This window comes from Neobacillus niacini NBRC 15566 (assembly GCF_001591505.1).
GTDB classification, from domain to species: Bacteria; Bacillota; Bacilli; order Bacillales; family Cytobacillaceae; genus Neobacillus; species Neobacillus niacini.
Window position 1 is genome coordinate 26136 of sequence record NZ_BCVA01000021.1, and the last position, 20152, is coordinate 46287.

19 protein-coding genes are annotated in these 20152 nt (G+C 33.5%); 6 read left to right on the plus strand and 13 right to left on the minus strand.

What is annotated here, in order from left to right:
* Window positions 1-567 precede the first annotated feature (567 nt).
* From BANA01_RS15850 to BANA01_RS29575, 9 genes are all read right to left on the minus strand, one after another.
* Complete coding sequence (locus tag BANA01_RS15850) at window positions 568-2046, minus strand: recombinase family protein (protein ID WP_063253758.1); 1479 nt, start codon at window positions 2044-2046, stop codon at window positions 568-570.
* Window positions 2043-2219, minus strand: coding sequence for a hypothetical protein (locus tag BANA01_RS29565; RefSeq protein WP_157411809.1), 177 nt, complete (start codon window positions 2217-2219; stop codon window positions 2043-2045). Before BANA01_RS29565 ends, BANA01_RS15850 begins: the two co-directional genes overlap by 4 nt.
* Window positions 2209-2553, minus strand: coding sequence for a recombinase family protein (locus tag BANA01_RS15855; protein ID WP_063253759.1), 345 nt, complete (start codon window positions 2551-2553; stop codon window positions 2209-2211). Before BANA01_RS15855 ends, BANA01_RS29565 begins: the two co-directional genes overlap by 11 nt.
* 364 nt (window positions 2554-2917) lie before the next feature.
* Window positions 2918-4408, minus strand: coding sequence for a recombinase family protein (locus BANA01_RS15860; RefSeq protein WP_063253760.1), 1491 nt, complete (start codon window positions 4406-4408; stop codon window positions 2918-2920).
* Window positions 4409-4413: 5 nt separating this feature from the next.
* Complete coding sequence (locus BANA01_RS15865) at window positions 4414-5796, minus strand: recombinase family protein (protein ID WP_063253761.1); 1383 nt, start codon at window positions 5794-5796, stop codon at window positions 4414-4416.
* Window positions 5797-5912: 116 nt separating this feature from the next.
* Window positions 5913-6359, minus strand: coding sequence for a recombinase family protein (locus tag BANA01_RS15870; protein WP_063253762.1), 447 nt, complete (start codon window positions 6357-6359; stop codon window positions 5913-5915).
* On the minus strand, window positions 6349-6531 hold the full coding sequence (locus BANA01_RS15875) for a hypothetical protein (protein ID WP_063253763.1): 183 nt from the start codon (window positions 6529-6531) through the stop codon (window positions 6349-6351). Before BANA01_RS15875 ends, BANA01_RS15870 begins: the two co-directional genes overlap by 11 nt.
* 54 nt (window positions 6532-6585) lie before the next feature.
* Complete coding sequence (locus BANA01_RS29570) at window positions 6586-6723, minus strand: hypothetical protein (protein ID WP_157411810.1); 138 nt, start codon at window positions 6721-6723, stop codon at window positions 6586-6588.
* On the minus strand, window positions 6710-6850 hold the full coding sequence (locus BANA01_RS29575; RefSeq protein ID WP_157411811.1) for a hypothetical protein: 141 nt from the start codon (window positions 6848-6850) through the stop codon (window positions 6710-6712). The genes BANA01_RS29570 and BANA01_RS29575 overlap by 14 nt, the downstream gene beginning before the upstream one ends.
* Window positions 6851-7820: 970 nt before the next feature.
* Here BANA01_RS29575 and BANA01_RS15880 point away from each other — a divergent pair.
* From BANA01_RS15880 to BANA01_RS15900, 5 genes are all read left to right on the plus strand, one after another.
* The gene (locus BANA01_RS15880) at window positions 7821-9815 is read left to right on the plus strand and encodes an ATP-dependent nuclease (protein ID WP_063253764.1); all 1995 of its coding nucleotides are present in this window, start codon (window positions 7821-7823) and stop codon (window positions 9813-9815) included.
* Window positions 9816-9823: 8 nt separating this feature from the next.
* Window positions 9824-11725, plus strand: coding sequence for a UvrD-helicase domain-containing protein (locus BANA01_RS15885; protein ID WP_034674263.1), 1902 nt, complete (start codon window positions 9824-9826; stop codon window positions 11723-11725).
* A 174-nt stretch (window positions 11726-11899) separates the two neighbouring features.
* Complete coding sequence (locus BANA01_RS15890; RefSeq protein ID WP_034674265.1) at window positions 11900-13201, plus strand: DUF262 domain-containing protein; 1302 nt, start codon at window positions 11900-11902, stop codon at window positions 13199-13201.
* Between the two features lie 3 nt (window positions 13202-13204).
* A complete protein-coding gene (locus BANA01_RS15895) occupies window positions 13205-14992 on the plus strand; it encodes a DUF262 domain-containing protein (RefSeq protein ID WP_034674266.1) in 1788 nt (595 codons plus the stop codon).
* Between the two features lie 192 nt (window positions 14993-15184).
* Window positions 15185-15394 carry a hypothetical protein gene (locus BANA01_RS15900; protein WP_034674268.1) on the plus strand — a complete coding sequence of 70 codons (210 nt, stop codon included), beginning with the start codon at window positions 15185-15187 and terminating at the stop codon, window positions 15392-15394.
* A gap of 389 nt (window positions 15395-15783) precedes the next feature.
* Here the strand turns inward: BANA01_RS15900 and BANA01_RS29165 are convergent, their stop codons facing one another.
* The gene (locus tag BANA01_RS29165) at window positions 15784-16002 is read right to left on the minus strand and encodes a restriction endonuclease (protein WP_082799551.1); all 219 of its coding nucleotides are present in this window, start codon (window positions 16000-16002) and stop codon (window positions 15784-15786) included.
* A 47-nt stretch (window positions 16003-16049) separates the two neighbouring features.
* Between BANA01_RS29165 and BANA01_RS15905 the strand changes: the two genes are divergently transcribed.
* Window positions 16050-17114, plus strand: coding sequence for a DUF790 family protein (locus BANA01_RS15905; RefSeq protein ID WP_063253765.1), 1065 nt, complete (start codon window positions 16050-16052; stop codon window positions 17112-17114).
* 358 nt (window positions 17115-17472) lie between these two features.
* Here BANA01_RS15905 and BANA01_RS15910 read toward each other — a convergent pair whose 3' ends face one another.
* The 3 genes from BANA01_RS15910 to BANA01_RS15920 form a co-directional block, all read right to left on the minus strand.
* The gene (locus BANA01_RS15910) at window positions 17473-17661 is read right to left on the minus strand and encodes a hypothetical protein (RefSeq protein ID WP_063253766.1); all 189 of its coding nucleotides are present in this window, start codon (window positions 17659-17661) and stop codon (window positions 17473-17475) included.
* A gap of 63 nt (window positions 17662-17724) precedes the next feature.
* Window positions 17725-17928, minus strand: coding sequence for a hypothetical protein (locus tag BANA01_RS15915; protein WP_063253768.1), 204 nt, complete (start codon window positions 17926-17928; stop codon window positions 17725-17727).
* 97 nt (window positions 17929-18025) lie between these two features.
* Window positions 18026-19651, minus strand: a complete 1626-nt coding sequence (locus BANA01_RS15920; RefSeq protein WP_169803702.1) for a hypothetical protein — start codon at window positions 19649-19651, stop codon at window positions 18026-18028.
* Window positions 19652-20152: the final 501 nt, after the last annotated feature.

Consider the following 20152-nt stretch of genomic DNA (forward strand, 5'->3'; position numbering starts at 1 on the left):
CTCGGTTATTTAGTGAAGAAAAGGCAGTAGGCTGGGAAGGAGACGAATCAGCAGAAGTGAAACTTACGAAGTAATTAATTTAAAGCGGTCATTAAAGAAAAGATTTAAGGGGAGCTACAGTCCTTCATTCATATAACGGTATCCTAATGAAAAAGATGACGTTTCATGTATTGCTTGAGAAAATGAGCCTTTAAAGTTCATTTTCAAGACCGCGTGCAAGTAAGGATAATTCGTATTAGGAAGCGATATTTCACACATTTAAATATCGTCCAAAGTTTCCAAGTAAAGGCTTTGAAACTTTGGATCAAGCAAGGAAATGGGCAAGTGAATTTTTTACTGGTACAACGAAAAATCGTCTACCAGAATTTTTTATAACAACAAAGAAAATCTACTTGAAACTGAGGAGTGCATTAAACCCAACTCAAAATTGGGTTCTTTTTATACAGGCAAGTGCTACTCTGATAGTTTCTTTTAATTGTATGCACTATCAACTCCTCACACGTTGAGTGCGTCTCGCAGATAGTTTTAAAAGAAGCAGCAGACCCCAAATAGGGGATTCTGCTGCGTTTATTCGATTTTCGGAGCCGAAAATCGATAGTGGATTTTAGGAATTCCATCAACTTTTACATCAATACGATTTACCAAGCGGTGCAAGATCTCAGGTGTTAATTCATCAAAATTAAGAAACTGAAGTAACTCTTGTTTTAACTGTTCGAGGTTATCTACCGTTTGTTCACTTTCTATGGCTGCTTGTAACTCATTTTTCTTTTCCACTAATTCGGCCAATTCAATATTATTTGCCTCTACATTTTCACGGTAGTCCTCGTGTGAAATGATTTCTTCGGCTAACATATTGATGTATTTTCTTTTTCTGCTCTTTATTAAATCGATCTGCTTACCTAATTTTGACAGTTGTTTTTGAAGATTTTGCTTGGATTTCTTTGTTTGGGCTTCTAACTGTTTTAGATATTGCTCTTTATCAATTTGTTTCACAAATTCTTGAAAATCAGTCAAAATTGTATCTTTGAGTAAATCCTCTTCAATGCAATGACTACTACAGGCCCTCTTACCATGTCGTGCATAATTCCCACATATATATCCTTTTCGATTACTCCGGTACCACATGCCTTTTCCACAGTCAGCACAGAATAGAACATTCGTAAATAGATGTTTTTTAGGTGCTGTTATAAATTTGGTTCTAATTTTCATTTGATGCTGTACGGTATTAAATACTTCACGGGGAATTATAGCTTCATGAGTATCCTTAATTATTATTTGCTTTTCTAGATCAACTTTTTTTCTTTTTTTACTGGTAACACTAACTGTGGTTGTACGGTTCTGAACTAAGTCGCCTGCGTAATGAGGATTAATGAGAATAAGCTTAATTGTTGAGTCATTCCATTTATCTCCTGCATTCTTTTTTCCTGCAATTTCAGCAGGTGTAGGAATGCCCTCATTGTACAATCTTCTCGCGATACTATCGCGCCCATTTCCAGCAAGGTATTCTTCAAAGATTCTTCTAACAATGTTTGGTGTATTGTCATCTTTAACATATAGTTTACCTTCTTGAACCTCATAGCCGAATGGGGGATTAGATCCTTTAAAAAGGCCTTTTTTTGCCCGAGTACGCAAGGTCTCTTTAACGCGATTACTTGTATTTTGTGATTCCTGTTCATACATCCAGGCGTACAACCCGAACATCGAGGTATTGCCTTTCAAAGTGTTGATAGCATTATCTAAGGTGATAATGTGGATCCCTTGATTTTCGCAAAGATTTTTGATTTTATAGGATAATTCTCCATTTCGAGCCAAACGGGACAGCTCTTTAGCTAAAATGATATCGAATTTTTTTTCTTGAGCGTCTTCAATCATTCTTTGAAGATGCTCCCTCTTAGCTGTAGTTCCTGTCTTGACATCAATATAAAAATCATAGATGTCCCAGCCTTGCTCTTCTACATACCGATAAAACAGTTCTTTTTGATATTTTAAAGAAGCTTTTTGTTCTTCCTTATCAGTCGAAACCCGCGTGTATATTGCACATCTCATAGTACATCAATTCCTTTTTGAGTGTTTTGAGATGTAGCAGTGTTTACCTTAATAGCATTATTGACAAGTTCTTCAATTTTATTAGTAATTATTCGTTCCAATAAGATATTGAAGTCGCAGCCATTATCATGTGAATAAACACGTTCAACTAAGCTTGTCTTCTTACTTATCAAACTCTCCACCTCCAACAAGAACAATTAGCTTTGCATTGTGTTTTTTAAGAAGTGATAAAAATGAAGACAATTCAATTAAATCACGGCTAATTCTATGATAAGAGTCAATAATCACAGTTTTAATCAACCCCACTTCCACTAGGTGTATTAGCCACCTTAATCCAGAACGCTCATTTATTGGAGTAAGTCCAGATATATGAGCATCTTCGATAATACTCAGATGTAGGGAATTTTGCTTTGCATAATTCTCACCATATAATCTTTGTGAATTTATGGAGGGTATAGAATTGTTAGCAGAGCGAATATAAAGCACATTCTCAATTTTGTTACTCATATGGTTCATTCCTTTCAAGGTATACAAAAAAGCACCGTTAATTAATCTTTCGAAGAGAAAGGATATACTCTCTGCAAAAGAAAATTAACGGTGCTTCCGTGTTAAAATATTTTGTTTTTGGTTCCTGATTCAATCATATCTTGCTGTGCAGTAGGCGGCAACAACAAGTACACATTAAAATAAAAAAAATTTTTTGTAATTCGGTAACTTGCCCATCTTTACTTTATTTACTATTCGGTAGGCTGCACATAAAGGTATCCCATTATGTGCAGCCTACCGAAAGCCTATGGAATAAATCCTTTGATTTCATAGGCTTTCGCTGATCTTTTAAATTTTAATAAAATTTTAGAGGAAAATAATTCGGTTAGGCATCCATCTTATAATTATTTATTTCGGTAAGACGACTCACTTTGTCTTCCAACTCAATAAATGGGTGTAGCCTATAATCAATATCAACCTTCATAGTGTCCATATTTATGCTGATTTTCCCAATAAAAGTTAAGGCAATCATCCTTTTTTCAACGTCTGTTAGCTTGTTAAAAGAACCTGAAAGAGACAAATGTAAAGTGAATCGTAAGGATCTTTCATCCTCAAGTAAATTTAATATTTGTTCTAATGTATTATTTAAGGCTTCACGATGGCTATTCAGTTTTGCTTTGACCTGTATATAATGCTTTTCGATTGAAGAGGGGGTTTCAAGACTCGGAATAAATGATTCATTGTACTTGAGCATATCTTCACGAACTTTTAGCCGATCCAGTTCCTTTTCAATAACCTTCTTCATTTCCTTTAATTTCTGTAAACCTGCTTGTTCCATTGACCTTAATGCCACTGCCCAATGTTTGAAAAAATTATCGTTTACAACAGTATGGACTCTATTAAGATTAGCTTTCTGGTTGCAATTTGGGCAAAAGTAATTTTGATACTTTCGTGGAGATGTAGCCTTTGAAGGAGTATCATTTCTTGTTTTTAGCGGTACATTGCACTTCATACAGTAAGCAATCGATCGGAATGTAAAAGCTGTGCTGAATTGTCCAAATTTCTTTTCTAAGTCTTTTGCTTGCAACACAAGTTCGTACAATTCCGGTTCAATGACTGGATTTTTAATTATGTTTTTTTGACTTCCCCATTCATTATCCCCCCGGTAAAGGGGTCTCTTCAATATTTCTTCAACGGTTCTCCTATGCCAAACTTTGCCTCCAGGGGCTGGAGCCTGACTATTATGAAGAATTTTAGTTATATGCTTTATGCTGTACCCCCATATATATAGATAGTAGATGAACCTTATAAGTGAGGCATTCTCATCTTCTATAAAGTTTTCATTCTGAACATCTGAACTTGGAATTTTCTTTAAACCAAATGGTGTTCGGCTCCCAGGGCGTTTCTTTTGATTCATAAGATTCTTTTGGCTATCTATTGTTCTTTGCGATTTAGTAACTGATTCATATGAGGCATTTATTAATTTGAGTTCAACATCAATTTGGAACGGATCCCACTCTTGATTAGATGTGGTAGAATAAAATTTTACATTAGGTTTGACAAGTTTCAAAGGTTTATAAATCTCATTCACAAATGTAACAATAGATCGGTCTATTCGTGTTTCATCATAGAAGAATACAGCGGATGCCTTATCATTTAATACCAAATCATATAATTCTTTTAATCCTTTTCTCTCGCCGGCACTAGTTTTAAAAGCACTTACGGCATCATCAATACACCAGCCCTCAATTACATATCCCATACGATTTGCCATTAATATAATTTGTTCCTTTTGGAACTCAATAGAATGATTTCCTTTTTGTTTACTACTGGAACGTCTGCAATAACCAACAGCTGTTTTGACTATGACAATCATTGTTTTCACCCCACATTAGTCGTGACATAAAAATCTGAATAATACAATTCAAAATTCGCATATCCCTCATGAATAATAATATCTTTTACGAAACATCGTATCATCAACTCACGATAATCTTTGATTTCAATATTTAATTTGCTTACAACAAGGTTAACCAACTGTGTAACATCTTCAATTTGATTTTCAATTTTTATTTCATACTCAATAACCATTTGGAATTCATCTTGCAACGTCTTAAGAGTGTGATTCATTTTGTTAACTAGATTTTTTTCTTTTGCAAAATTAACTTCAGTAAATAACTTCCATTGAACTTGTTCAAATTCTCTTTGAATGGCTTCCTTTTTTTCTTTAATGAACGATATCAATTTGTGTAATGTTGTTAATGTTTGTTTATCAATTTGATCTAGATTTGTATGCTTAAAAATGTCATCAAGAACCTCATCAATAAGTTCATTAAATGTATCTGTCCGAATATAAACTTTTTGGTGTCTTTTGCACTTCAAAACAGTATTCTCTAAAGAATTACTGGGTACCAATGCCTCGTTACATATATGACATTTTGGGACAATTAATGGCATTTCTCCATCTTTTAGAGTGTTAAGATTAAAATTCGGTACTAATTGTCGCAACTTATCTTGCACCTTTTTAAATTCCTCAATTGTAATAATTTCTGGAACCTTGTCTAGCTTTTCAAAAACACCATTAACTTCGACATGACCGCTGTAAAAGGGTCTAATTAAGATGTTGAAAACATCTATTTCTTTTCTGTTTATAAGCTTTTTATAATTCAATAAAAGCTCAATTAGTTCTTTAGCATGGGTTATGGAAACACAATCTCTATATAATTGCTTAATAGTCGCTTTATATTTTGGATTGATAGTGTATGTTTTTGCACCATTGTTTTTTGATACAATATATCCCAAGATACTATGAGGAGCTTTTTGGAATGCATCTTTTGTACGATTCACGATATTCAATCCCTCTATTTGGCTCATCATCCCAAACACCCCCTCACTAAAAATCCCACTTTCTAAATCGTGATTAAAAGGAAGATGTCCCGAAGCGGTAAAAATCACTTTGATTTTGTAGGTATAAATTAACAAGATAATTTCGAGATACTCATAAAAATCTCGTGCTAAGCGATCACGCTGGTAAACAATTAACGTGTCAACCTGGAAACTTTCTATCATTTCAAGTAATTTTTTTAGTTTAGGACGTTCTTCAATTTTTTTCTTTGTAGCCGATACTCCGGGATCGTTTAAATATATCACCTCATCCGGTTGATAGTTTTTTACATAAGGTTTAGCCGCTTCTAGTTGCATTTCCAAACTTTGTTGATCAGAGCTTACCCTTGTATAGACAACAACTTTTCCTTTTGTTAACAATAATAGAACCCTCCTTGTACAAAAGTTTATAATTCTTGAGATATCCAAAGGAAGCAGAGGATAAATATGCGTATTAAATGTTCTAGGAATTTAGATATCCTCTGCATCATTGGTTATTAGGCTTGCTTACTTTTTAAAGCGGCTTTAATCCGGTTTGACATATGAGTTTTTTCCATATTAATTACCTTGATGATGAGACTTTCAGATAAAAATCCACTTTTTTGATCATGGTTGAAGGGTAAGGATTCTTCTGCTGTAAGTACAACCTTGATCCTATTGGCGTAGATTGATTTTAAAATATCTAGATATTCATCCTCACTTCGAGTTAAACGATCCCGTTTATAGATAATCAAGGTATCAACTTGATCTTTTTTGATTAAATCAAGTAACTGTTGGAGACCATTTGGTTTCGAAGTTGCAGGAGTACCGTGGTCTACAATAAAAATCAAATTTTCTCCCTGATTACCTTTGAGAAAGGGTTTTGCGGCTTCTAGCTGCAATTCGTAATTTTGCTTTTTTGTACTCGTTCTAGCATAAACGACTGTCTTTTTATTATTTACCATTTGTTCCCCCTGATGATTTTGTGGAATAACTTATCAACTTAGCTTCAATTGATGGATCTAAGTTAAGCTCTTTTAATAGGAGACGTTCCACTAAGTGATCAAGCCATTGTCTTGATTCCTTGGGCATCTCCTCGGAAAACGACACTTTGCCTATTTTAAATTTTTTGTCCACTGAAATTCCTCCCGTCATAACTGTTATTAAGAAGATTGACGGGAGCCAACATTTTTATACTTTTTTCTTAGGTGTGAGGGATATAGGCAGAGCTAACTGAATAGAATCATCAGAATTTACTCGGCCAGGTATTCTCTTTATGACAAATCTCGTTTGCATTCCAGGTATCTTAACTTCCTTAAAGTCCTTCATTCTCTTCCTCCATTCCAATTGGTTTAAGGTAATGCTTTTTAAAATGCAAAAGAATTTCTTTTGACACAACTTGATTTATTAGTAATTCATTAAACCAAGATGGCGTTTTGTGTGTTTTTTTTACCATCACTTCTCCCTTCCTGTAACCTAACCAAAAACAAAAAAGCACGCTAGGAAACATGGCGTATCAATTCTGAAAGATTGATAACACCATGAACCTATGCGTGCTTCGCAATAGTTACAATATTTTATTTTACGATTATTATCTTAAGACATATTTGGATAGATGGCAAACAAAAGCACTAAAATTTTTTCTTGATGAAAGAGGTGGGGCAGCGCTAGAGGTACACTTTACCGCAATTATATGACTTAGGCGAGCAAATAACCACAAAAAGTTATTTTATGAAATTAATGGGGAATTCAGCATTTTTTACATTTCCTATTAAGGTATAATATCATAGATAAATAGTCTTATAGAAATATATGAACCATATAGGGGGATAAAATGAAAATCAAGGCCAATAACCACTGATAAATATATAGTGCTTCTCATAAGTTCACTAAACTTGCGGGAAGCTTTTTTCATTTCTTGCGCAAAAAAAGAATATCTGATTTTTATTATGAATATTATTCACTTCTTATGCTCCTAAACAAATATAAAAAGATATAACTCCGTAACTCTCGCTGATTTCATTCATTTTTATTACCTCAAACCTAAAAAATGAATTGAAATAACAAAAAAATGAAGAACTGTTTAGCACCTCATCTTTTTTGTCATACAAATTATACAGACATTTTAAGTGCGTGCCAAATTTTAATAATAATTATCTTTTTCCTTTTTATTTAATTGAGATGTGTAAAATATTAGCGGAATTTGTAGAAAAGCGTGTGGGTAAATTATACAATTAAGGTAACTAGTACTAGATAAGGAGAGGGGAGGGAGCAAAAGTCTATTTAGTAAATATTCAATAACCTTACTATAATTACCTTAATTTCAAAAAGTAAAATAAGGTAAATTTGATTCATCATTGAAAGGAAATAGACAGTTAGAACAATAGAAAAGCGATTTATTTTTTATAAATAGGAGATTAGAGATTATGATAATACAAAGTATTTCAATCAAAAATTTTAGATCTTTTGGGAATATTGAAACCACTATTGATTTATCAAAAATAAGTACATTTGTAGGTGGTAATAGTTCTGGTAAGACTGCAGTACTTCAAGCAATTCAAAAACTCTTTGGGTTAACCGCAAGTGAACGTACTTTAGTTAAAGGGGATTTTCATACTTCAGCTCTTTCACAAGTTGACTCTACTAGTGAAAGGGATCTATACATAGAGGTGCGAATCGACTTTCCTGAATTAAAGAACACAGAAAAGCTAGAAGGTAAGCTTAGTATCCCTCCTTTTTTTAACCATTTTACAATAAACTCTCTTAATGAATGTCCATACGTAAGAATGAGATTAGTGGGGAAATGGAGTGCTGGTACTACACCTGAAGGTGAAATAGAACAAAAACTATATTTTATTACTGTCCCCTACGGTGAAGATGTTAATGAAACTACTATTTCGCCAGTATCTCCACATCAGCGCTCAGCAATTCAAATGATCTATGTACCTGCAATTAGAGAACCATTAACACAATTAAAGAACGCTTCTGGAACCATTCTATGGAGAATCTTGAATAGCATAAATTGGCCAGAGGATATGGACCAACAAATAGAATTAGAAATGAAATCGGTTGATGCCTTGTTTGAAAAAACTGAAGGTGTAGGTGAAATAAAAAACGTAATAGGAGAACAGTGGAAGAAATATCATTTTGAAGATCGATATCAGGATGCAAATATTAAATTCAATAGTACAACATTGGACTCAATATTAAAAAAAATTGAAGTGCAATTTTCTCCTACACAAGAATCTAGTACTTATACCATAGAAAAGTTAGGTGATGGATTAAGATCTTTATTTTACTTATCACTTGTTTCTTCGTTATTAGAAGTAGAACAGCAAATCACAAAAAAGCCAACTGCTGCACTAACGATTCTTGCGGTAGAGGAACCAGAGAACCATATTTCACCGCATTTATTAGGGAAAGTTGTTGAGAATTTAAAAGAAATTTCAGAAAAAAATAATGCACAAGTTTTACTTACATCGCACAGTGAAACAATAATAAAAAATGTTTCTCCAGAGGATATTTGTCACCTTAGAATTGATAAAAAATCGGGCCAAACGATTGCAAAAAAAATAGATCTTCCTAGTAAGGAATCTGAAGCATATATGTATATCAAAGAAGCTGTTAGGGCCTTTCCTGAGATATATTTCGCTAAGCTTGTTATTTTAGGTGAAGGTGATACAGAAGAAATTATTATCCCTAAACTACTAAAGGTGAAAGAGATTTCATCTTTTGAGTCTTGTATATCTATTGTTCCGTTAGGGGGTAGACACGTCAACCATATGTGGAGGTTACTCAATCAATTAGATATACCACATATCACATTATTAGATTTAGACCTTGAACGAGGCGGTGGAGGCTGGGGAAGGATAAAATATATTCTACAAGAATTGATTAATAATGGATATGATAGGGATGAAATATTGTCTAATGAGAGAGGAAACTGTTCCACGATAACTGCACAAGAGTTTGAGAAAATGCATGAATGGGGCTTAGATAAGGATTCTTTAGATGAAATGAAAACATGGTTAGATAGGTTAGAAGAACCAGAATATAATGTTTTCTTCTCTGGTCCATTAGATATGGACTTTCTAATGCTTGAAAAGTTCCCTTCGGCGTATAAGGAAATAATGAAAATAGGACCAAGGTTACCAGATAGATCTGATAAGCCCGATGAATATAGAAAAAAGATTAACTCTTCAATTCAAGCAACCTTGAAAAATATTAATGCAATTGGTAAGACATATTCAGAAGAGCAACATGAATTAATGGTGTGGTACAACTCATTATTTTTAGGAAGAGGTAAGCCTAGTACACATATAGAAGCTTTAACTAAGATTAGTGAAAACGCACTTTTAAATGATTGTCCTCAAGTCTTGGTAAGATTACTCGAACGGATTAAGCTAAAAATATTGATGTAGGTGTTTTTATGTTTAAAAAGATAAATTGGCAACCTTCTGGTGGAATAAGTCTTGAATATGCAGCAGAATTGGCGGTTAAAAGTAACCTAAATACTTTAGTAATAGCTGGTCCAGGTGCTGGGAAGACAGAATTACTTGCCCAAAGAGCATCCTATCTTTTGGAATCAAATATTTGTGAGGATCCACAAAAAATTCTTGCCATAAGTTTTAAAGTAGATGCCGCTGATAATTTACAAAAGAGGGTTGAAAAAAGAGTTGGTTCTGAATTGGCAAAGAGATTTGAATCTAGGACATTTGATTCTTTTGCTAAATCCATACTTGATAGATTTAGACTTGCGCTTCCATCAGAATATCAACCATCGTCTGAATATAATTTGATATTTAATGACGGGGAGTTAAAGGATATTGTAAAGGGGTTCGTAACAGAGCAACATCCAATCCATCCTAATTGGCAATATGAGATAAATTTTGGCACTCTTTTCAAAAGGGTTACAGAATCCCCTTTACCCTTTTATGAAGGATTTGATGATTTATATGGTTGGATTGGTCTCCGTTTGTGGAATGCAATGGTTAAAGGAAAAGGCTCATTACAAAGTTCGTTAACATTTCCAATGATAGCGAGATTGGCAGAATATATTTTGAAAGTAAATCCTATGATTACAACTGCTCTAAGAACAACCTATAGTCACGTTTTTTTAGACGAATTTCAAGATACTACATATATTCAATATGGTTTGTTAAAAAATGGATTCTTAGGGTCGAGTACTGTTTTAACAGCAGTAGGAGATGATAAACAGAGGATCATGGGGTGGGCAGGTGCTATGGAAAATTCATTTAAGGAATTTTCTTCAGACTTTAACGCTGAGGTTCAGCAATTAGTCTTAAATCACCGGTCAGCACCAAGATTAGTTGAGGTTCAAAATGTTCTATCACAATCTATTAATTCTAACTCAGTAAAAGTGAGATGTTCAGATAAGTGGACAAGTGAAGACGGAATATGTGAAGTATGGACTTTTAGAGATCATTTGCAAGAAGCAAAGCATATTTCAGAGTTCGTAAAATTAAAACTCAAACAAATAAAACCTCGTGATATTTGCATTTTAGTAAAGCAACAAGAAAGTATCTATGCTAAACAACTAATAGAGGAATTAAATAAAATGGGAATCCAATCACGAGTTGAGAAAGAGTTTCAGGATATTCTTTCAGAAGAATATATTAATTTAATTGTTGATATTTTAAAGATTGCACACTTTAAAAATGCTTTTGATAGTTGGCAATCCCTTATTAGAGTTCTAACAGACATAAATGGTATTGATTATAATGAAGAAATAGAGAAACTATGGAAGTTAGAGTTACAATTGGAGAATTTCATCGGTGAACTAAGGGCAGAAATGAAGAATATCTCTGATAATACTGCAGAGGTTAAGACTTATATTACCCATTTGTTTGATAAGATAATTAACTTTATTGGACTAGACAAAATAAAAAGTTTTTTTGTAAAGTATTCAACCGGTAACTTACTAGAAAAAACTAGAGAAAAAGCTATTGAAAAAATGAGTGAATCTTTTCAAAAGCATCGAGAATGGGAAAAAGCAATTTTGGATTTTTTAGGAGAGTTCAGCATTCCTATAATGACAATTCATAAAAGTAAGGGGTTAGAGTACGATACAGTCTTCTTTATAGGCTTAGAAGATGATGCATTTTGGAGCTTTAGGAACCAGTCAGAATCAGATATAAGGGCATTTTTTGTTGCCCTATCTAGGGCAAAAAATGAAGTTTATTTTACATTCTCTGATTCGAGAGAAATAAAAAAATATGGGAGATTACAGACTGCTAATCAAAATAGAAGTAATATATCTTCTTTATATCAGATGTTAATGAATGCGCAGGTTGAAACGAAAAATTATTAACTTTTTCTGTTAGAAACTAGTATCTAAGTGACAGTTTAGCCGGCTGAACCTGAATGTATAGCTTTTTTCATTCCCCTCATCCTTCCAATAATCTTAGATATATTGAGATTAAAATAAAATGGGATTTATTCTGGCATAATGGTGCTAATAGAAAATATGAGGAGAAGAATAATAATGGCACTAATTCAAGATGAATTAAAAATAACCAAATTAAAAGACTTGCTTGCTATAAATTTAACCTTGCCATCATATCAGCGACCATATAGTTGGAGCGTGAAGTCAACCAATACCTTATTTACTGATACATATGAGGCGTTTAAAGATGGAATCAATGAATATCGTATTGGGTCGGTAATCTTACACAAAGAACGCTCTGAAAAATATAATATTGTTGATGGTCAACAAAGGCTAACTACATTATCAATTCTACTTTATAGTTTAGGAGATGACAAACAAAGTCTGTTGAAAGAAAAATACAGTAAACTATCGAACGATGTTATTGTCACAAATTTTGCCGTCCTTTCTAAAAGAACTAACGAATTAACCTATGATGAACGTCAAAAATATAAAGATTATCTTTTGAATCAATGCACCACAGTTCAAATTGTCACAGACAGTGAGCAAGAGGCATTTCAGTTCTTCGATTCACAAAATTCTCGTGGTAAAGAGTTAGACCCACATGATTTGTTAAAATCATACCATTTGAGAGAAATGAATAGTGAAGCTGAAAACCAAAAAGTGAAAATCATAAATCGTTGGGAAAACATGAACCAAGACAATCTAGCCGATTTATTTAAAAGCTATTTGTACCCACTGGCTCAATGGTATAAAGGAAAAGATGGTTTAGGTTATTCTTCAAGTAAAATTGATTCTTTCAAAGGAATTAAGGGAGCAAATATCTACAATTATGCAATTTACCATAAAGCTAGTAATCTTTATGTAGAACAATTCAATGCTAATGGTAGTAATGAATTGCTTGCCTCAAAATTTTTGAATCAATTCCAATTAACACAACCCTTGATAGCCGGGAACCGATTCTTTAATTACACACTTCATTACGGAGAACTATTGGAAGAAATACAAAAAAAAATTAATCGCTTTCATGACCAAGATAAAATTCCAAGCAAGCGTTCAGGCGATATTTACATTAAGCAGCTGTATGAATGCTCATTATTATTCTTTGCCGATAGGTTTGGTCTCGAGAGCTTAACCCAATCTGTGATGCAGCAACTTTATTCATGGAGTTATTCATTACGATTGACAATGACTGCGGTGTATCCTCAGACCATCAATAAATATGCAAAAGGTCAGCATGAACGAGCAAACTATGGAATCGATATGTTTTCTGCAATCAGCGAAATGAGGGATCCAGAGGGGTTGAATTTACTTGTGCTTACACAGCCAGACATTGATGATAATAATAAAGAGAAATATAAAGCAATATATGAATTGCTTTGTAAATGGAATGGGTGGTAGAAGTTGACAGCCGATTTAAAAATAATACCGGTATCAGACGTTTTTGCCAACATCAATTACCTAGTGCCGATTTATCAACGTAATTATGCTTGGAGTGAAACGCAAATAGTACAATTGATTGAAGATATTGAGAGCTCTATTGACGATTCTAATAAAAACTACTTTTTAGGTAATTTGATTGTTAATCAAACGGATAACAATGTTTACGAAGTAATTGATGGTCAGCAGCGATTAACGACTTTATATCTTCTCGAGAAGTATTTAGGTGTTGTATTTGCGAAAGAAGCGTTGAGATTTGAGGCTCGTGAAAAATCAAATCGTACCCTATCTTATGTCAGTGATAGTAGTAATCCGGAATTAATTGAAGAATTATCATCACCAGAAATCTTGAATGGTTTTCAAATCGTTGATAACTACTTCAAGAATAAAAATATCGATAAAAGCAGCTTTGTTCAAAAGTTGGAACGAGTTTTTCTTATTCGAGTTCAAGTCCCGCAGAATATTGATTTAAACCATTACTTTGAAATTATGAATACCCGTGGAGAACAATTAGAACTTCATGAAATCGCTAAAGCTAAGTTGTTAGAAGTGCTTGAAAGCGACCTCGACAAAAATATAGCAGCGCTGATTTGGGAAAAATGTTCTGATATGAATTCGTATGTTCAGATGAATTTTGATGTGAAAGTGCGAAGAAGTATCTTTACTGAGAACTGGAGCAGTCTATGTCAATCAATTAAGGATTTTGATTCGATAAAAAGTAAAATCCCGACAGCTAATGAATCAATAGATAAAAAAACTTTGATTGAAATCTTAAGAGATAATAAAATGCTTAATGTGTTAACCACGCAATCCGAAGATGAGAATGAACGTTTTGAATCAACTATTTCTTTTCCAAACTTCTTATTGCAAGTCAATGCTGTTTTGAGAAAACTCGGAGAAGAAGATGCAAGTCTTGATGATAAACACTTCCTTAATAATCTATCTTGGGCATGGTCAACACCTGAAAAAGCAAAAGATTTCTTATTCATTCTATTGAAGTGTCGAGTGCTATTTGACAAGTATGTGTTAAAACGTGAGTTTGCTAGAGATTACAAAGAAACGGGTAAATGGTCTCTGCAACGTTTAGAAAAATATCATGATAATAAGAAAAATAGCGATAAACCTAAATACGTTGGCACATTCGGTGATGAAGGTAATGATAATAAGAAGCTAAGAACCCTTCAATCTTGTTTACGTATTACTTATACATCACCAAAAACTATGCACTGGATTTCGGTGGTTTTATCTAACTTGTTAGAAAACGAGGCAACTGACATTATTCCCTTGTTAGAAAACTATTGTAATAAGAAGGTTGTTGATTCCGATTATCAAAACAGGAATGGTTTTGGAGTTGAACGAATTGTATTTTCTTATCTTGATTATTTAATTTATCGAGATGGTTATTCATATGATGGAAAAGAAATCATATCACCATTTCAAGATGATTGGCAATTCCAGTTTAGAAGTTCCATTGAACATTTCCAACCGCAACATCCGGTTGAAGGAGAATGTTGGGAACAACATGACTTGAACGGATTCGGTAATCTAGCGTTACTAACGGTTTCGGGGAACTCAAAGTTTTCTAACTTGCCACCTGCTGGAAAAATCAATTCATATCCGAGTATCATCAATCAAAGTCTGAAATTAAAAGTCATGGAAAAAATGACAAGACTTGGCGATGGGAAGTGGACAGAAGAAAAGGCAAGTAGACATAAAGATGAAATGTTCAACATTTTGAAAAATAAAGGGTAGAACACTACTCAAGGCATTGTAGTCCAAGGGCGCGTGGGCTCAAGAGTATTTAACTTGACATAAATCCTTGAAACAGAGCAGCTGACTAGAACACAGGAGCTTGCTGATTGACTTAGGGCAAAGACATGGGGTTAATTAGGAGTTTATATATTCTTAAGAAACTTAAAAGAAAAGAGACAGGAGGAAGAAAATATGTATCTTTCACCGAGAGATGAAGAAATAATTAATGCAATAATAGCTGATCAGCGCGTGAGCATTCAAGCGGCAGTTTATGCAGCCTATGTGCAATTAACGCCAAGTAATAAAAAGCCTGTTTCACAAAGAGAATTTCATCAGATCTTCAAAGATAACTGGCAAGCATTCAATTCTTTGGAAATCGAAGACTATGAACAGGGTGTCTAATTATTATTTATCGAGTTGTGAATGCTTTAGACCGTAAGTATTTCAAAACTTGTTTCCTAGCGAGGTTGCTATGCCACGAAAAGGCAGCAACTTCTTTTATAGCAATTGAAAACTATCATAAGCTAAAGTTCATATTTCGGTAGAAGTAAATTCATTTTATTTTAATGCCCAAATATTTGATTGACTGTGCTTCTTTGTTTAACAACTATTGCACAGTACAAGGATACTATTCAAAAGAAAGATATTCAACCATACGGGAGCCTTGAAGGAGATCAATTGCTAGACGTACACTTATCTTCACAAAAATAATTTTGCATTATATCAACTATAAATAAACTGAAGATATGTAGATTTTATACATATCTTCAGCTTATTCTTTTAATATAGACTTAGTTAATTGCTTGCTTACTAAGTGGAAAGAATCGAAATAAGTTCTTATTCTCCAGACTATCCCGATATTCACGTAATAGAAGCTGTAAGCCATCACGATCTATTAGCTTGACATTGTTTCTTTCAGCAGATAGAATAGCTGATTTTGTAAAGTATCGATTCGTAATGACGACTTTATTCTGTGCATTCCAATAACCCGCACCGCCACACACTTTCATCTTTTCTAGAAACAGATTACGGTAAACAATTACATAAAGAATTAGCTATGTTTGTAAAAATGGGGAAGATAACTGCTGAATATAGGGATAGAATCCAGCACATTGAAACACAGGGATATTATAGATACTGTGTTAAAGGAAACGCATGGAAGTGCTTAGAAATCTTTTTGAAACGATTCCCAGAATTTTTTACATTAATCGATTTTATACAAATCGAAGGGGAAGCAGAAAAGTATATTTTTGTGATTAATAGCAAAATGGATGACGAGATGGATAAGATTTTAAAATATAAAAACTTAAATCCAGCAAAGTACCATAGGGAATTAACAGAGGGACGGATTTTAACATTTTATATTGGATTCTTAAATAATCCTCGCCAATATTCACTACAAGAACATCCTGTACGAAACGCCTTCCGTTTAGCGGAAAGTGCAGGAATTCGAGTTGGATATTATTATTACCATGAAAAGCCAGATCCGGATAGATATAGCTATATTTCATTAAGTAATATACGAAGTTTCCCAATAGACGAAGATGAATACGGAGATTTTTCTTACTCAGCTGGTGGATTTAGAACGGATCTAGATCCAGGTTTTAAATCATCATGGGAGGCAAATATCGCCCGCATCTTAAATTATCAAGGTGTTGAGTGGAAATATGAAAAGGGAACTAAAATTTATGATAGTGAATTAGGAGCATACATACCTGATTTTATAGTGTATAGAGGTGGTGAAGTACATGTTATCGAAGTAAAGGGTAGATGGGATCAAAGAAGTGTAAAAAAAGTATCTGCTGCCATTACCCAAGCGAAAGAGGAGAAAATCATTATTATTGACTCGGATTATTATTCTTTGTTAGAAGAAAAATTTAAAGAGTCCTTTCCAAATTGGGAAACGAGCAAAATAGGTAACAATACATCATTTGAATTACCTGTAATAGGAATAACTATAGGGAAGAGAAGAATGAACGTTAAGAAATTATCAACTGGTGAATCACTAATGCTAATAAGACAACCAAATAATCCATACGATAGGAACGCAATTTTGGTTACTACAATGAACGGTGAAGATTGGATTTGTTGCAAAGGAATGGGCCAGTATCTTTTCGTTTAAAATTGATTGTGGTTTTATTTACAAAGCTACTGTTAAGGAAATCGAAGAGAGAGTTATCACAATTAAAATTATGGCCATTAATAAATCAATCAAACTATTAGAAAAGATAGATTTTTAAGGTGAGAGAGAAACTTAATCAATAAAGTTTTCCTTTTTATTGGCTCCTTCAAAATATCTCGATAAATACCTTGCTTGGTTCATATTCTTGGATAGTCGTAGCAACGAAAGTACATTAGTGAGTTTCTTCTTAAACTATATTTAAAATAACGATCAAGATGAAAGAAATATATATTAAGGGAAACCTTCACTAAAAGGCTTCCCTTTTAATTTACTCATTTACCAACATTAAAATTTTATTTCAGTCCAAGTCTACATCTTCTTTGTAAACTTTGGTTTCCTGTCCTTTGTGTTTTCCTGTTAATATCCTGATAAAGTAGCTCCGATGGTCTTCACCAATGACTTCAATTTTTCCGCCTTTTTTAAAATAGATAATTCTACCGGAGTCCCTTAATATTCTTCCATCTGTATTAAAGTGTGCTTTAGTCATAAGTTCCCCCAAAAATAGATTAGTGTTGAATACAACTAGTTCTGATACAAGTGGTTCATAGAGTTATTCTGCAAAAGGACTTCCCCCATCATAATCTTTAGTTTCAGGATTCCACCATTTACCGAACATAAATTTTCCTTTCTTATCTGTCCATTCTTCATATACTCCTTCACACTTCGTACAACCATAATATTTAGAATATCTACCATTTCCCATATGGTCGTTATCTTGACCCATCATCTCTGATTTGCAATACTTACACAACATTTTTTTGCACTCCTCTTATATAGATTAGTAATAACTTGTAACTAGCCTTCGAATCTACCAGTTTGTTTAATAATTAGTTCAACAAAAATGAGTGAATTCAATCCATATAAGTAAGGATTAATTTCTCTTTTAAATCCTTTTTAAGTTCCTGCTGATAAAAGGTGATAAAGCTTTTTACAGGATATTGAACAAGTTTATCTATTTGATTAAAACTGATCCCTGCTGTTTTCATGTCCTTTAACAATTTGCTCATTGGAACCATTAACACATCGTTCTGTTTATGGTCTTTTATCCATTTTAAAATAAATAGTCTCCAATATTCGCGTTCGCCGGCCAAATAATTTTCACCTGAAATAGGGTGGGTCAATAATTTTTCTTTGAATTTTTCCCGCTTTTCTCTTTGTATCCTTTGTTCGGTACTTTCATATGCGATCGCTGGTTGAGTAGGAGTATATTTACTCTTATTCGTGAATCTCCTACCAGTTTTTCTGTACCATTCCCATTCTTCAGGAGACATATCTACGGGGCGTTGAGCAGCTTCTTTCATGATTTGCTCCATCTCAAGCGTAAGCTCTTGGTCGCCTATCGATTTCTCTCTGTAATAGTTCTCATTGATAAACTTTCTTTCCGTTTCTAATTGTACCCGCTTTTTGTTTAACTCCTCTGCCATTCTCGCTTTTTCGAAAGCCTCTAGTCTGGCTTGTTCTTCTCTTTGTTGAATTTCAATTTGGGCTTTTTCCCACTTTGCTACTAAAGAATTCTGGAAATCCAGCATTAGTGTTTGTTCAGTTTCTGAAAATAACTGAAATTGCTTTTGTTTTGGATTGTAGGATAACGCCCTCTCTAGAGGGATAGTAGAGTCACAAATTTTATAAAACGATATATTTCTTTCGGATTGTGCAAATTCTAAGAATCGTATTATATTACAAGTCCGTTTATCGATATCAACATAAGAAATGCTATTAACGTCGATGTATAAGTCGCTGTCACCTAAATCATCTTTAAGGTGTTGCAATACTTCCTTAGGGACTTGGTTGCTCAAAAACTCATCCCAATTATAATCTTGTTCGCTTTTGTTGATCACGCACTTTTCAGCTGACAACAAAGTTCCTCTGTCAGTAGCTCTATCAATTGCTAACCAACTGCTATCTATAAAGGAAAATGGTAAAAAACCTTCATTTTTATAGGTTTCCATCCGTTTTCTTAAATGACGGGCATATGAACCAGTTGTTAATCCTTGGGCAAATGAAGTGAAATAATCCACCGCCCAAATTTTATTAGAATTCCGGAACTTTAAAATGAAGTCAGGAATAATCGATAACTTCTTTTTATACAAGAATCCGCGTTCGATCTCAATACCAAGTGGTTTTAGTTGTCCTTCTAAAATCTCTTTGAATAAGGTTAATCCAATATCTTTCTTTCGCTTATCTTCGTGCTTATCAATGTGTTTATCATAGGTTTTGCTGTTTTCGGAGTAAGTACACTCTTCGCCGTCAATATGCTTAAAATAGAAAGGTCTTCCTTCGTCTTTTGTAAGATTCATGTTAACTGGCTTGTTGCAACAAAGACATGTAAAAGCACTTTTTTTAGAGAATGTTCTATACTCTTTCTCTAGTGTATCCTTAACTTCTTTTCTACTTAAATTCTGTTCCTCTAACTCTTTCCTTTTAAATTCAATATCAAAAACCGTACCTAAAAAGAAGGCTGCTTCCAAAACTGACACGTCCCTTTATATAAGCTCTCAAGATAGTTATTTATATTATAAATAAAAATAGAATGCGATTTAACCCTAGTTACCAAGTAAAAATAAAAAAATGTATCATAAATAATTGATATAACAACAGCTTATGTTACTAATATTTGTAATATAACAGGAAGGGGTCATTGTGGGTCCTGCCAATTACCTTTATTGAGCGAATGTATAATGAAATTTCAGATAAAATCATTGATTTTAAAAACGCCAAAGCGCAGATTGACTTTACAAAACAATTGTAAAGTTTCTCTGCGCTTTTTTATTTATTCAAAGCGTTGTTACGAATACTGCGAGTATGGTGGTAATTTTAGTATGAAAAACTGTATTCTTCCTGCATTTTCTCTCCATACCTAGTGCAGAGGGGTAAGGAAATTTGCTGACATTTTGTTTAGGTCTTATTGTTAAGGAACGGAGTCTGATTACATCAGAAAAATTGGAACTTTTACCTAATTTTGTCGAAAAATCATATCC

Excerpts from the sequence above, each read along its gene's own strand:
- BANA01_RS15890 (WP_034674265.1), top strand. The coding sequence starts at position 11,900 with ATGGCACTAATTCAAGATGAATTAAAAATAACCAAATTAAAAGACTTG.
- BANA01_RS15880 (WP_063253764.1), top strand. The coding sequence starts at position 7,821 with ATGATAATACAAAGTATTTCAATCAAAAATTTTAGATCTTTTGGGAAT.
- BANA01_RS29570 (WP_157411810.1), bottom strand. The coding sequence starts at position 6,723 with ATGAAGGACTTTAAGGAAGTTAAGATACCTGGAATGCAAACGAGATTT.
- BANA01_RS15860 (WP_063253760.1), bottom strand. The coding sequence starts at position 4,408 with ATGATTGTCATAGTCAAAACAGCTGTTGGTTATTGCAGACGTTCCAGT.
- BANA01_RS15855 (WP_063253759.1), bottom strand. The coding sequence starts at position 2,553 with ATGAGTAACAAAATTGAGAATGTGCTTTATATTCGCTCTGCTAACAAT.
- BANA01_RS29575 (WP_157411811.1), bottom strand. The coding sequence starts at position 6,850 with ATGGTAAAAAAAACACACAAAACGCCATCTTGGTTTAATGAATTACTA.
- BANA01_RS15870 (WP_063253762.1), bottom strand. The coding sequence starts at position 6,359 with ATGGTAAATAATAAAAAGACAGTCGTTTATGCTAGAACGAGTACAAAA.
- BANA01_RS15915 (WP_063253768.1), bottom strand. The coding sequence starts at position 17,928 with ATGTTGTGTAAGTATTGCAAATCAGAGATGATGGGTCAAGATAACGAC.
- BANA01_RS29165 (WP_082799551.1), bottom strand. The coding sequence starts at position 16,002 with ATGAAAGTGTGTGGCGGTGCGGGTTATTGGAATGCACAGAATAAAGTC.
- BANA01_RS15885 (WP_034674263.1), top strand. The coding sequence starts at position 9,824 with ATGTTTAAAAAGATAAATTGGCAACCTTCTGGTGGAATAAGTCTTGAA.
- BANA01_RS15850 (WP_063253758.1), bottom strand. The coding sequence starts at position 2,046 with ATGAGATGTGCAATATACACGCGGGTTTCGACTGATAAGGAAGAACAA.
- BANA01_RS15910 (WP_063253766.1), bottom strand. The coding sequence starts at position 17,661 with ATGACTAAAGCACACTTTAATACAGATGGAAGAATATTAAGGGACTCC.
- BANA01_RS15900 (WP_034674268.1), top strand. The coding sequence starts at position 15,185 with ATGTATCTTTCACCGAGAGATGAAGAAATAATTAATGCAATAATAGCT.
- BANA01_RS15905 (WP_063253765.1), top strand. The coding sequence starts at position 16,050 with ATGTTTGTAAAAATGGGGAAGATAACTGCTGAATATAGGGATAGAATC.